The 12,988-nt window shown below is 49.3% G+C and carries 12 protein-coding genes; all 12 read right to left on the reverse strand.

Translation table 11 applies throughout. The features are described from left to right. Nucleotide 1: 1 nt before the first annotated feature. Complete coding sequence (locus tag ABSH60_RS02360; RefSeq protein WP_056769276.1) at nucleotides 2-895, reverse strand: YcbJ family phosphotransferase; 894 nt, start codon at nucleotides 893-895, stop codon at nucleotides 2-4. A 189-nt stretch (nucleotides 896-1,084) separates the two neighbouring features. Further along, nucleotides 1,085-1,834 carry a 3-deoxy-manno-octulosonate cytidylyltransferase gene (gene kdsB, locus ABSH60_RS02365; RefSeq protein ID WP_056769274.1) on the reverse strand — a complete coding sequence of 250 codons (750 nt, stop codon included), beginning with the start codon at nucleotides 1,832-1,834 and terminating at the stop codon, nucleotides 1,085-1,087. Continuing rightward, nucleotides 1,831-2,013: a Trm112 family protein gene (locus ABSH60_RS02370; protein ID WP_056771818.1), complete on the reverse strand. Its 183-nt coding sequence runs from the start codon at nucleotides 2,011-2,013 to the stop codon at nucleotides 1,831-1,833. Before ABSH60_RS02370 ends, kdsB begins: the two co-directional genes overlap by 4 nt. Before the next feature lie 374 nt (nucleotides 2,014-2,387). Then, entirely contained in the window at nucleotides 2,388-3,614 is a 1,227-nt protein-coding gene (locus ABSH60_RS02375) for a DNA glycosylase AlkZ-like family protein (RefSeq protein WP_390972540.1), read from the reverse strand. Nucleotides 3,615-3,710: 96 nt separating this feature from the next. Further along, entirely contained in the window at nucleotides 3,711-3,923 is a 213-nt protein-coding gene (locus ABSH60_RS02380; protein WP_056769270.1) for a cold-shock protein, read from the reverse strand. Between the two features lie 261 nt (nucleotides 3,924-4,184). Next, on the reverse strand, nucleotides 4,185-4,394 hold the full coding sequence (locus ABSH60_RS02385) for a cold shock domain-containing protein (protein WP_056769269.1): 210 nt from the start codon (nucleotides 4,392-4,394) through the stop codon (nucleotides 4,185-4,187). Nucleotides 4,395-4,735: 341 nt separating this feature from the next. Continuing rightward, entirely contained in the window at nucleotides 4,736-5,725 is a 990-nt protein-coding gene (lpxK, locus tag ABSH60_RS02390; protein ID WP_390972541.1) for a tetraacyldisaccharide 4'-kinase, read from the reverse strand. After that, nucleotides 5,722-7,470 (reverse strand): lipid A ABC transporter ATP-binding protein/permease MsbA, encoded by a 1,749-nt coding sequence (msbA, locus tag ABSH60_RS02395; RefSeq protein WP_056769265.1) that lies wholly within the window; start codon nucleotides 7,468-7,470, stop codon nucleotides 5,722-5,724. Before msbA ends, lpxK begins: the two co-directional genes overlap by 4 nt. A 38-nt stretch (nucleotides 7,471-7,508) precedes the next feature. After that, the gene (locus tag ABSH60_RS02400) at nucleotides 7,509-9,788 is read right to left on the reverse strand and encodes a ComEC family protein (protein ID WP_390972542.1); all 2,280 of its coding nucleotides are present in this window, start codon (nucleotides 9,786-9,788) and stop codon (nucleotides 7,509-7,511) included. Between the two features lie 244 nt (nucleotides 9,789-10,032). Then, nucleotides 10,033-10,317: an integration host factor subunit beta gene (gene ihfB, locus ABSH60_RS02405; RefSeq protein ID WP_013574835.1), complete on the reverse strand. Its 285-nt coding sequence runs from the start codon at nucleotides 10,315-10,317 to the stop codon at nucleotides 10,033-10,035. Nucleotides 10,318-10,377: 60 nt separating this feature from the next. Continuing rightward, the gene (rpsA, locus tag ABSH60_RS02410) at nucleotides 10,378-12,090 is read right to left on the reverse strand and encodes a 30S ribosomal protein S1 (protein WP_056769263.1); all 1,713 of its coding nucleotides are present in this window, start codon (nucleotides 12,088-12,090) and stop codon (nucleotides 10,378-10,380) included. 120 nt (nucleotides 12,091-12,210) lie between these two features. Beyond that, nucleotides 12,211-12,909: a (d)CMP kinase gene (gene cmk / locus ABSH60_RS02415; RefSeq protein WP_056769261.1), complete on the reverse strand. Its 699-nt coding sequence runs from the start codon at nucleotides 12,907-12,909 to the stop codon at nucleotides 12,211-12,213. Nucleotides 12,910-12,988 lie beyond the last annotated feature (79 nt).

A 12,988-nucleotide genomic window follows, 5' to 3' on the forward strand; every position in this document is an offset into this window, starting at 1 on the left:
TTCAGTCCAGCCACGGCAGCAACTGCTGCCGTGCGTAATCAAACTGGCGACGATCGAGCTTGCCGGTATGAATCAGATGCGCCACCGATTCCCACACCAGATACATCCAGCGACGGGAAAGGAATGATTCGGAAACTGGCGCTTTCTGTAAATAGGTAAATAGCAGCTGCTCGCTCATGCCCTTTTCCCATAACCGGAAAAGCTCAAATTCGCGTGGTGCCCAGAGTACGGTGCCGGGATTGATCATCGCTAACAACTGATCGCTGCGCGGGTCTTTGAGCATACTTCGCAAGGAAAGATTGCCATGAACCAGGACCGGCGTGTCATCGAAGTCTTTAAACATGGCGCCCAGACACTGACGTGAACGAAACAGCATCGTGCGGTCTTCTGCGGTGAGTTCGGGTGCCTGCAAATGGGTTAACGTCGCCCATAACACCTCTATCCGCTGCGGATACCAGTTTTCCCAGCGATTTTCCTGCGTACTGTCAACGGAACCCACGCAACCGTGACTGTCAATACGATGCCACGCCAGCATCGCCTCCACCATTTGCTCCTGCAAAACGTGCCAGCGTTCAGGCGTTCGGGTGGGCGCTTCTGCCGAAACGCCACGCAGCCGTTCAATCAGCAGGATCTCCTGGTAGGGTTTTTGATGGGTGGTGACCATGCCATAAACCGTCGGCACACGGACTACCCCTTCTCTCGCCAGCATGGAAAGTTTATAGGCCTCTTGCCCGGCGATCCCCTGACAGGTAAAACTTTTCGCCATCAAAGGCATCGCATAGCCCTGCTCATCATAGAGTGAAAACAGATGGGCGTAGGGCTGCTCACTGACGCATTCCAGGCGGGATAAACGCTCACCCAGCACAATACTTAATTCGGCTTTTAGCTGTTCCATAACGTGTTCGCAGTGACGAAAAGAGTAAGGGTTATGATGGAAGCTTCAATGCAGGAATACCCCGTTTCAGATCAAACAAAAACCGGATAATCGGAAGAGAAAAAGGAAGGAAGTGCGCAAAAAGGCATGAAAATAATGTAAATCAGAAATGAGTAAACGGAATGCCGTAACATTCCGTTTTCGCAAACATCAGTGACTCAGGATAGCGCGCACGCGTTCCAAATCTTCCGGAGTATCGACCCCGACGGAAGGGATGGCTTTTGCCACATCAACATGGATTTTTTCACCGTACCACAGCACCCGCAGTTGTTCGAGAAGTTCGATGTGCTCCAGTTCGCTCGGTTCCCATTTCACATACTGACGGATAAATCCGGCACGATAGGCGTAAATGCCGATATGGCGCAGGAAGACATCGCCAATTGTTTCTTTAGACACGGCAAAACGTTCGCGCTCCCAGGGAATGGCCGCCCGTGAGAAGTACATGGCATAGCCTTTAGCATTGCGCACAACTTTCACGGCGTTGGGATTGAAAGCTTCTTCTGCGGTTTCAATCGGCACGGCCAGCGTGGACATGCCCGCTTCGCTGTTTGCCAGATTTTCAGCGACCTGACGGATAATCACCGGCGGAATTAAGGGTTCGTCGCCCTGCACGTTAACGATGATTTCGTCATCAGCAAACTGGCATAGCTCGATCACTTCAGCCAGACGCTCAGTCCCGGACTGATGATCCGCACGGGTCATGCAGACTTCGCCACCGGCCGCTTCAACCGCTTTTACGACTTCCGGATGATCGGTTGCGACGATCACACGTTTCGCGCCAGATTCAAGCGCACGTTCCATGACATGGACAACCATCGGTTTACCGTTGATGTCCGCCAGAGGTTTACCCGGCAAACGACTTGAGCCATAACGGGCAGGAATAATGGCAATAAAACTCATGGATGTGTCTCATCTACAGAAAGCGGGCGGGCCTCATTTTCTAATAATACGGGAATTCCGTCACGAACCGGGTACGCGAGGCTGTCCGCTTTGCAGACCAATTCCTGAGACTCTTTATTAAAATACAACTTCCCGTTACAGACAGGGCAGGCAACGATTTCAAGCAAACGGTGATCCATAAATTTCTCCGGAGGCAAATACACCAGATTATCAATGTGGTGCAGCGCAAAAACACATTGGAAAACACGATACGACGGTGCATCAGGATAGCATAACCGCCCCACCAGCGTTACTCCTCACACCTTCGCGTCATACAGATGTGGAACCTTCGTAATGTGACGATAAAATTTCACGTTGTAATGATTGCGTTGCAGATTGAGGCAGAGTAGAATTTTTTGTGACCTGCATCACATAAATAACTTCAAACATGAGCCTTAAAATGAAAACCATTAACAAAATCATCGCAATGTTCGCAAACTTCAGCAACTAATAGTGCCTGACACCTGCAATCATCGTGAATCAACGGCTGCCTGGCGCAGCCGTTTTCTTTTGCTTAGCTCAGTTGCCAGTTTTTATTCCAGTGACGGGTTAAAGAGTCAGGAATGTTGCCCGTTATGACTTCGCCAGCCCCTTGCCAAACCGCAAAACGATTAATCGCATCAGTGAGATCCCGAACCCGCCGTGAAGTCAGTGTAACCCCCGGCTCAAAATGTAAGCTTTTGATCTCGAGAATTTTATTCTTGCGATGCATTTTGGCATCAACCCGACCGATCAGCTCCCCCCGCTGTAAAACAGGTAAGGTAAAATAGCCATATTGCCGTTTTGCCTCCGGCGTATAGCATTCAATCCGGTAGTCAAAATTGAACAAAACCGACGCACGTTTGCGATCCCATACCACCGGATCAAATGGCGAAAGTAATGTCGTCACCGTCGAAGAAATACCGTATTCCTGCGCCTGCTGCAAAAGAGGCCATTGCTGCTGATGGACATAAAAAACACCGATCAACCCTTCCACTTCCACCGGCGTTATTTCGTTGTCTGCCAGCAACTGAGCAATCACCTTTTTGGTATCAACACGCTTAAGCCGGTAATAATCAGCCAGCCATTCGGGCCTGAACAATCCGAGGCATTGGGCCGAACGCCTGAGCATTTGAAACTCTGCGTCCTCTTTCGTGAGCGCCTGTGTCGCATCATCCCAACCCGGCATCACGCGCTCGGCTAAATCGTATACCCGGTGGAAATTACGTCGCTCAGCGACCATAAGTTTGCCTGAGGTAAATAGCGTTTCCAGATGCTTCTTATGCGGTTTCCAGTCCCACCATCCACTGTTCGATTTCTTTTCCGCGCTGAAATCTGCGGAACGAACAGGCCCGTTCTCAGCAATGTGTGTCAGCAAAGCCTGTATGTCATGCTCATGTTGATCAAACCACGTCTGTGAGAATTTCCAGCCCATTTTATCCGGGTTCAACATCCGGTGACGCAACAGTCCGTAATCTTCACTGGGAATAAAGCAGGCCTCATGCGCCCAATATTCAAAGATCTTTCCCGCCGACAATGATTCTTCTAGCCACTGCGTAGGGTAATTACCGAGGCGGCTGAACAACACCAGATATGGACTGCGTGCAACCACGCTGATCGTGTCGATTTGCAGCAATCCCATCTTACGAATCGCCTGAATGACATCAGCAGCAGTGAGTTTTTGGGTGGCTGGTTTTAAGAGATTTTGTGCAGATAAATGCAAGGTGCGGGCTGAAGCGAGAGATATAACCGGGTGAGACATATCGGTATCCATTGCAGCGAGTAGACTGCGGATACCGATAGCATATTTTTACCGAAGCGTAAAATTCAGCTTAACGGAGAACAACATAAATCAGATTCAGAACCCGATAACGTCAGCCGCTGAAGGACCGTGTGCGACGCTGCGGTAGGTGGTGAATTCAACTCGCTGACCGGCACTCAGGGATTTATTTCCCGTATTGGCGATCGAAGTACGCTGAACGTAAATTTCAGAAGAACCATCGAGCGGGCAAATAAAACCATAGCCTTTAGCCTGGTTGTACCATTTAACTAAACCCATTTTTAACATCATAATTTCTATCCTTTCTTTTGGGCATCCATGAACACACTTTTTTATTATTGTTCGGATGCGTTTGCCCATTTCTAAGTTATTTTTTTATAAAAAACCTCTAATGAGCGAATTTGTTTTAACGATTATTTTTACTACTTTTCGACGTTTTTATTAACGCCGCATTTACCTTCTCAGGTATGAAAAACCCGCCATCCGGCGGGTTTTACTCTGCTGATATGATTAGCGATTATCGTTATTTCATATCATCACGTCAGCCTCTTTTCAGAGTGCAATAACGTTAGCAGCAGCAGGACCGCGCGGGCTATCCTGAATGGTGTATTCTACACGCTGGCCTTCAGCCAGAGTTTTGAAACCATCGGTTGCGATTGCAGAGAAATGTACGAAGACATCTTTCTCGCCATCAGCCTGCTCAATAAAACCAAAACCTTTGCTTTCATTGAACCACTTAACCTGACCATTTTTCTTAGACATATTTAAAACCTTTTAACGAAATATAAAATCCTGCCATTCGGCAATGTTAGCCAATAGTTCAGACAATTACTTATGGGGAGGACTTAGAAGGTTCGTCTTGGAAGCGGAATCATCGGGAAAGAGATAACGTCTGGGAGGAACTGCTTTACTCAACACTCATACATAAATAGCGCTGCAACACAGGCTGCACGCATTAACTCACACGCCAGAATGAATAGCAAGCACTGTGTTACTATTATTCTTACGAGCTGAATCAAAACCATAAAGATCTGTTTGAAATCAGCGTGTTTACGTTTTCCTGCACGAGTAAAAATTTTCGTTAAAGCCTGAGTCTGACGTTTTTAATGTGCTTTTTTCAAAATAAGATCAGTAATTTTTTGCAGCAGGTTTTCAGCCGAAATACCCTGAATCTTCGCTTCAACAGGTAAATACCACCAATTCTCCTGAGCAAAATCACGACATTTTACCGCGTCTTTCTCCGTCATCAGAAGCGTTCCTCCTCCCGGTACTAAGGCCGAAAGTTGTTCTGTCTGGTAAGCCTGATGATCGGCAAAAGTGACCTCTTTTTGCAACGTGATGCCCAATTGCTTAAGGGTGGCAAAAAAACGAGGCGGATGTCCGATTCCGGCCATCGCGACGACATTTTGCAACGCTGTAGCATCGCGTTGTTCGCCGGTAAGCAGGTTCACTGCTTTTCCCGGTTGCAACATCATTGACAGTTCACCTGTCTGCGCGTTTCCGCCGTTGGTAATCACTGCATCGACCGATAGCAAACGTGAAGCACGTTCCCGCATTGGGCCCGCAGGTAACCAGTGACCATTACCGAAACGCCTCACACCATCAACAACGACAATTTCGACATCCCGCTCAAGCGCGTAATGCTGTAAACCATCGTCAGTGACGATGACATCGAGCTCGTGCTCGCTCAATAACGCTTTGACTGCCTCAGAACGAACCGGGGATACCGCAACCGGCGCCCCTGTTCGCTGAAAAATCAGTACAGGCTCATCACCCGCCTGCACCGTCGAGGTATTTTCATTGAGCACCAGCGGATAGTGTGCTGATTTGCCACCATAGCCACGTGACACTACGCCAACACGAAATCCATGCTGTTGCAGTGTTTCAACCAGCCAGATCACCACAGGCGTTTTACCGTTACCTCCGGCGGTCAGATTGCCGACCACCACCACTGGCACCGGAGCACGCCAGCTTTTTCTGAACCCTGATGTGTAACTATAACGGATGACCGTTGCGATCAATCCGTATAACCACGACAGAGGCAAAAGTAACAAGTAAAACGGTGATTTTCCTGACCAGATGCGCTCAATCATTGGCCAAACTGCATCCGGTAAAGCTGTGAGTAAACACCGCGCTCTTCCAGCAAGGCAGTATGCGAACCACGCTCAACAATCCGTCCATCTTCAATCACCAGAATTTCATCGGCTTTTTCGATCGTTGATAAGCGGTGTGCAATCACCAGAGAGGTTCGGTTTTTCTGCAGTTCGTCGAGTGCAGCCTGAATGGCTCGCTCAGACTCTGTATCCAGCGCGGATGTTGCTTCATCAAGGATCAGGATTGGCGAGTCGCGCAGCAATGCACGTGCGATAGCAATTCGCTGACGCTGACCACCGGAAAGTAACACGCCGTTCTCGCCAATAACAGTATCCAGGCCCTGGTCCATTTTACCGATGAAGTCCATGGCATACGCCATGGTGGCGGCTTTTTCGATTTCTTCGCGTGAATACATATCCGTACGGGCATACGCAATATTGTTAGCGATCGTATCGTTAAAAAGATGAACGTTCTGCGATACCAGTGCGACCTGATCACGCAGTGAGGACAAGGTGTACTCACGCAAATCATGCCCATCCATCAGGATTTGCCCTTCCTGGATGTCGTAAAAACGGGTCAGCAGGTTGGCAATGGTAGATTTACCTGAACCAGAGCGGCCTACCAGCGCGATCGTTTTCCCTTCAGGCAGGTCGAAGGAAATATCACGCAGTGCAGGAATATCGCGGCCAGGGTACGTGAAGGTCACATTTTTGAACTCAACATCGCCTTTGGCACGCTTAACTTCCAGCTTACCTTCGTCCTTCTCCTGCTCCATATCGAGGATCGAGAACAGAGTCTGACAAGCTGCCATACCGCGCTGGAACTGTGAGTTGACGTTGGTCAGAGACTTGAGCGGACGCATAAGTGCAATCATCGATGAGAACACTACCGTGATCGTACCGGCACTCAGCGTTTCCATAACAGACGGGAAGCTCGCGGCATACAACACGAAGGCCAGTGCAAGTGAGGCAATCAGCTGAATAATCGGGTCTGATATTGAAGAGGCAGAAACCATGCGCATACCTTGCTGACGCATGCGGTTACTGACTTTATCAAATCTCTGCGTCTCGACTTTCTGACCACCAAAGATAAGCACTTCTTTGTGGCCTTTCAGCATTTGTTCAGCGCTGGTCGTGACTTGCCCCATGGTGTTCTGCATCGATTTACTGATGTTACGAAAGCGTTTCGATACCACGCGGATAACCACAGACACAATCGGCGCGATAACCAGCAGGATCACAGATAACTGCCAGCTGTAGTAGAACATCATGATGAACAAACCGATAATCGACGCGCCTTCACGCACAACTGTCACCAGTGCGCTGGAGGAGGAAGATGCTACCTGTTCGGAATCATAGGTAATACGAGAGAGCAAAGTACCCGTGGACTGTTGATCAAAGAAGGCAACAGGCATTCTCATCATATGGCCGAACAGGCGGCGACGCATATGCATGACCACTTTGCCTGACACCCACGAGATGCAGTAACTTGAAATATAGCCACTCACGCCACGCACAATCATCAGGCCGATAACGACCAGTGGCATCCAGAGTAAAATTGAGCGGTCGGCTTTGCCAAACCCATCATCAAGCAGCGGCTTCAGCAAAGACAGCATGAAAGTGTCACTGGCGGCGTTAGCGACCAGTGCAATAGCCGCAGCGATAAGCCCGGCCTTAAAAGGTGTGATCATCGGCCATAAGCGACGAAATGTCTGCCACGTGGAGAGATCTTTATCGTTCATCATGCAATATCAACCAGCATCGAAAGAAATAGCGGTCTATTCTACTCATTATCTTCTGATACTCCAAACCGGTGGTGGTACCAACGTGGGATTAATTGCTCACGTAAGCCCTTAATTGCCCAATAATCATCATAAATGAACAGACTCAGTTGGCCTGATATTGATGTCGAGCGCCAGTCATGGCGGGCTTTGTTGTATCTGCTAACAACTTTACGGGCAGGAAGGTGCCATTTATTGAAGCGGGCAGCCGATGCCAGGGCAATATCTGGCTGAACGGCACGCAGGAAAGGCGGCGTCGAGGAAGTATTGCTGCCATGATGTGGCACCTGAAGGAACGTAGACTTTAATCCCTCCCGCCATTTCTTGATGAGCGCTTTCTCGCTTGCCGACTCGATATCGCCGGTTAACAGGAGACTGTATCTTCCGTCATCAACACGTATGACACAGCTGTCCGCATTGCGCGCATCCTCAGTAGGCTTCTCCGGCCAAAGCACGGTGAAATTCAGCCCCTGCCACAGCCATTGCTGACCCGCAATACAGGGGAGATGAGGTACACCGGAAATCGAACTGTCACGAAGATTTGCAGCAGGATACATCGTTTGCAGAAACTCAAAGCCGCCGCGGTGGTCCATGTCACTGTGGCTGATAATAATCTGTTCAAGCTGAATATTTTTCCAGCGCAAAAATGGGGCGATATTTTGCTCTGCAGCGGAACCCCCTTCCCAGCGGTTGCCTGTGTCGTAAAGTACGCCTTTTCCGTCCTTACTGATAAGTACAGAAAGCCCGTGCCCGACATCCAGCATGTCCACCCTCCAGCGCTCATGCGGTGTTCGTGTACACCAGCAGAACGAGATCAGCCCAAGTGAAATTAGCATCGACAGGTAATGCCTGAGACAACACAGTCGCCAAAAGACAATGGTCAGCCACCCGGAAAGGCTGATGAGCAGGAAAGATTCCCCCAGCGGATGCCAGCCCTCAGAAAACAACTTAACCCCCCACATTGCCAGGCTGAGCGTATGGTCTGCCATCTCCCAGATTATATTCTGTACTTCATGCATCCATCCGGCAGGCGGTATGTTTAGCATGAGTGCCAACAAAACCAGCGGCACCGTCACCAGAGATACGATGGGAACAGCCCACATGTTAGCCATGAAGGAAGATATGTTAAGACCGTGGAAAATGGCAATTTGTAAGGGCAGCAGCAGTAACGTCATGCCTGCCTGCAAATGTGCCCAGCGTAAAAAAGACCAATACCAGGCTCGCTGAAAATTTGCAGGTAATGGCATCCATTGAAACCAGAAAATTAATGAAGCCACGGCAAAACAGGATAGCCAGAAACTGTCTGACAAAATATTCATCGGGTCAGCCAGTAAAAGTAAAGCCACACCCCATAACCAGACCTGCCACGGATGGCAACGCAAGCGGAGCAAACGCAATAATATCCACAGCGAGACAGCCAGCGCGGCGCGCAATGCCGGCGCATTACAACCTGAAAGCCAGGTATAGGTCAGAAGGAAAAGCTCACTGATTAGCAGAGGGAACCGATAGTCAATCAGCCTTACCGGCAAAATAAATTGTAATCCGCGTGCAAACCACCAACCAAACAAGGCCGCGATTCCGATGTGCAACCCTGAAATGGCCACCAGATGGGCAATACCCGTTCGTTGCAGCAGAAGTTTTTCTTCGCCGTCGATCAACCCTTTCTCACCAAAAGCTAATGCAATCAGAACCGGTGTATTCGTAAGTTTGGGCATCGCATGTTGTACCCGCTGAATGAATTGCTGGCGAAACGAGCTGTCGGCATCAAGCAGTACGCCATGCTGGATAGTTGCCGTCAGCGGTGCATGGCCTGCCAGTGCCCAGCGTTGAGCGTCAAAACCGCCTTCATTTAACAGGCTATGAACAGGACGAATATTGGCGGTCATTTTCCACCGTTGGCCTGCTAACAGCGGGGTTTGTGCCCTTTCCCACCTGGCACGAAACAGCAGAGGTGGAAATACCCACTTTCCCTCTATCTTTTCTATTTTATAAAACTGCGAGGAGGCGCCCTCTTCTCCCAGATTGATACTTTGCAAGCGAGCGACGACTTCACGATTCGTGCCCATCAGGGTAAACGCTTGCTGCACCAGGGTTCCGCCTTGTATCGCAGCCCAAATGAAAGCCAGCAGAGCGAATGAAGTCAGCGTGAATATTTTTGGCTGTAATCCCGGCAGCACCCAGGCGATACATCCCAGAACTATGAGTTGCAGAGTCGACGGAAGGTGAGCAATAAACACCAGCGGCACCATCCCGACAATGATGGCAACAGCGACCTCGTCCAATGAGATTTTAATAGTATTCCCTCTGCGTTAGTGATAAAGCCGCCTTGGCCAGATTCTGGCTGGAGTATGTTATTCAGCACATGACGGAACAAGCATCAGGTTGATACGTTGCGAGGTATTACGCAAAAAGTAAGAAGAAAATCAAAGAAAGGAGTTGGCTGAATTTGAAGCAAAAAAAACGGCGCCTTAAAGGCACCGTTTTAGCATTCGCTATAGGCAGTCATGTATGTTTCAGGCCGAAACCTTAGCCATAAATGTTCGCGCGATCACGCAACTCTTTACCTGGTTTAAAGTGAGGGACATACTTGCCATCCAGCTCAACTTTGTCGCCAGTTTTAGGGTTGCGCCCAACACGCGGAGCACGGTAGTGAAGAGAAAAACTGCCAAACCCACGGATCTCGATGCGTTCACCATCAGCCAAGGTTGCAGCCATATGTTCAAGCATCTCTTTCACTGCATCCTCAACAGCTTTCGCCGGGATATGAGAGTGCTGGCCAGCAAGTCTTTCAATAAGTTCAGACTTGGTCATAGTACCTCCAAGCTTTGCAGCTAAACTACCGTATCGGGGCGGCAGGACCGCCCCCCGTCATTACTCGCCTTTTGCCGCTTTGAACGCTTCAGCCATAGCGTTAGAGAAGTTGCTTTCTTCTGCTGGTTTGTTGTTAACCACAGCGATTGCATCTTTCTCGTCTGCTTCGTCCTTAGCACGGACGGACAGGCTTACTACGCGGTTCTTACGATCAACACCGGTGAATTTAGCTTCAACTTCATCACCAACGCTCAGAACCAGAGTTGCGTCTTCAATACGGTCGCGAGAAGCTTCTGAAGCGCGCAGGTAACCTTCTACGCCGCCAGCTAATTCAACTGTAGCACCTTTGGCGTCAACTGCAGTGACTTTACCAGTAACAATAGTACCTTTCTTGTTAACAGACAGGTAGTTATTGAATGGATCTTCAGCCAGTTGCTTCACACCCAGGGAGATACGTTCACGTTCTGCGTCAACCTGCAGGACCACAGCTGCGATTTCGTCGCCTTTTTTGTATTCACGTACTGCTTCTTCGCCTGCAACGTTCCAGGAGATGTCAGACAGGTGAACCAGGCCGTCGATGCCGCCGTCCAGACCAATGAAGATACCGAAGTCAGTGATTGACTTGATTTTACCTTCAACACGGTCATTTTTGTTGTGGGTTTCTGCAAACAGCTGCCATGGGTTAGATTTGCATTGTTTCAGGCCCAGGGAGATACGACGACGTTCTTCGTCGATGTCCAGAACCATAACTTCAACAACATCACCCACGTTAACAACTTTAGATGGGTGGATGTTTTTGTTAGTCCAATCCATTTCAGAAACGTGAACCAGACCTTCAACGCCTTCTTCGATTTCTACGAAGCAGCCGTAATCAGTCAGGTTGGTAACGCGACCAGTCAGTTTAGTACCTTCTGGGTAACGTTTAGCGATAGCGACCCATGGATCTTCGCCCAGCTGTTTCAAGCCAAGGGATACACGTGTACGTTCACGGTCGAATTTAAGCACTTTAACAGTGATTTCATCGCCAACATTGACGATTTCGCTTGGGTGTTTAACACGCTTCCAAGCCATATCAGTGATGTGCAGCAGGCCATCAACGCCGCCCAGATCAACGAATGCACCGTAGTCAGTAAGGTTCTTAACGATACCTTTAACTTCCATGCCTTCCTGCAGGTTTTCCAGCAGTTGATCGCGCTCTGCGCTGTTCTCAGACTCAATTACTGCACGACGGGAAACAACAACGTTGTTGCGTTTCTGGTCCAGTTTGATGACTTTGAACTCAAGATCTTTGCCTTCAAGATGCAGCGTGTCGCGAACAGGACGAACGTCTACCAGTGAACCTGGCAGGAACGCACGGATACCGTTCAGCTCAACAGTGAAACCGCCTTTAACTTTACCGTTGATAACACCGGTAACAGTTGCAGATTCTTCGTAAGCTTTTTCCAGCGTGATCCAAGCTTCATGACGTTTAGCTTTTTCACGGGACAGCAGAGTTTCACCGAAGCCGTCTTCGACAGCGTCCAGCGCAACATCAACTTCGTCGCCAACCTGGATTTCCAGTTCGCCCTGTGCGTTTTTGAATTGTTCTGCCGGGATTGCAGACTCAGATTTCAGACCGGCGTCAACCAGTACGATATCTTTGTCGATGGACACAACAACACCACGAACGATGGAACCAGGACGGGTTTCGATTGTTTTTAAGGATTCTTCAAAGAGTTGAGCAAAAGATTCAGTCATGTTGTTAATCTTTAGGTTCTTAAGTTTAACGTCCATCTGGCGTCCTGCTGGATGGGGTTGTTTCAAATGCCCCGCTACAGATCCTTGCGGCGAGGTTAAAAAAAACTATAGCCAAAATTGGCACTGAATAGATTCCAGCGCCAAATTAAGGCTCGATTACCGGGTTTGTTTTTGCGGCAATCCTAAAATTTCTGTGGCATAAGCCAGCGCTTTTTCGATGACTTCATCAATGGACATACTGGTTGAATCCAGTAATAACGCATCGGAAGCAGCCACTAAGGGCGCAATGGATCGGTTACGATCTCGGTCATCACGTTCCTTGATCTCGGCTAAAAGCCGTTCAAAGTTAACACTAAAGCCCTTTTCCTGCAACTGTAGCATTCTTCTGTTTGCACGCTCTTCTGAGCTGGCGTCGAGAAATATTTTGACCGGCGCATCGGGAAAGACCACCGTGCCCATGTCTCGCCCGTCGGCAATCAGGCCTGGCGCCTCACGGAACGCGCGCTGGCGACGCAGTAATGCTTCGCGAACGCGAGGGAAAGCGGCCGCCTGAGACGCGGTATTACCTACCGTTTCGGTGCGGATCTCATTGCTGACATCCTCACCTTCTAAAATTACCTTTAACTGCCCATCCTGAGCGACAAAACGCACGTCGAGATGTGCGGCAAGCGGAACTAACGCCTCTTCTGAGACGATATCAACCTGATGATGAAGTGCTGCCAGCGCTAAAACCCGGTAGATTGCTCCGGAATCCAGTAAACGCCAGTTAAGGGCTTCGGCCAAAGCTTTACACAATGTACCTTTACCTGCACCACTTGGCCCATCAACGGTGATTACCGGGGCTATAGCCGTCATTTTTGTCTCCTTTCGGTGGGTGATACCCGCTTCATTAGCCTCATAGGACTAATTCAGGAGCGGCATTATACGCTGCCTT

Origin of the sequence: Rahnella sp. R3(2024) (assembly GCF_042920125.1) — a bacterium.
Taxonomy (GTDB): Bacteria; Pseudomonadota; Gammaproteobacteria; order Enterobacterales; family Enterobacteriaceae; genus Rahnella; species Rahnella rivi.

Coding starts and splice junctions, on each gene's coding strand:
- ABSH60_RS02385 (WP_056769269.1), bottom strand. CDS start 4,394: ATGTCTAAGAAAAATGGTCAGGTTAAGTGGTTCAATGAAAGCAAAGGT.
- cmk (WP_056769261.1), bottom strand. CDS start 12,909: ATGACGGCTATAGCCCCGGTAATCACCGTTGATGGGCCAAGTGGTGCA.
- msbA (WP_056769265.1), bottom strand. CDS start 7,470: ATGATGAACGATAAAGATCTCTCCACGTGGCAGACATTTCGTCGCTTA.
- kdsB (WP_056769274.1), bottom strand. CDS start 1,834: ATGAGTTTTATTGCCATTATTCCTGCCCGTTATGGCTCAAGTCGTTTG.
- ABSH60_RS02370 (WP_056771818.1), bottom strand. CDS start 2,013: ATGGATCACCGTTTGCTTGAAATCGTTGCCTGCCCTGTCTGTAACGGG.
- ABSH60_RS02360 (WP_056769276.1), bottom strand. CDS start 895: ATGGAACAGCTAAAAGCCGAATTAAGTATTGTGCTGGGTGAGCGTTTA.
- lpxK (WP_390972541.1), bottom strand. CDS start 5,725: ATGATTGAGCGCATCTGGTCAGGAAAATCACCGTTTTACTTGTTACTT.
- ihfB (WP_013574835.1), bottom strand. CDS start 10,317: ATGACCAAGTCTGAACTTATTGAAAGACTTGCTGGCCAGCACTCTCAT.
- ABSH60_RS02380 (WP_056769270.1), bottom strand. CDS start 3,923: ATGATGTTAAAAATGGGTTTAGTTAAATGGTACAACCAGGCTAAAGGC.
- rpsA (WP_056769263.1), bottom strand. CDS start 12,090: ATGGACGTTAAACTTAAGAACCTAAAGATTAACAACATGACTGAATCT.
- ABSH60_RS02375 (WP_390972540.1), bottom strand. CDS start 3,614: ATGTCTCACCCGGTTATATCTCTCGCTTCAGCCCGCACCTTGCATTTA.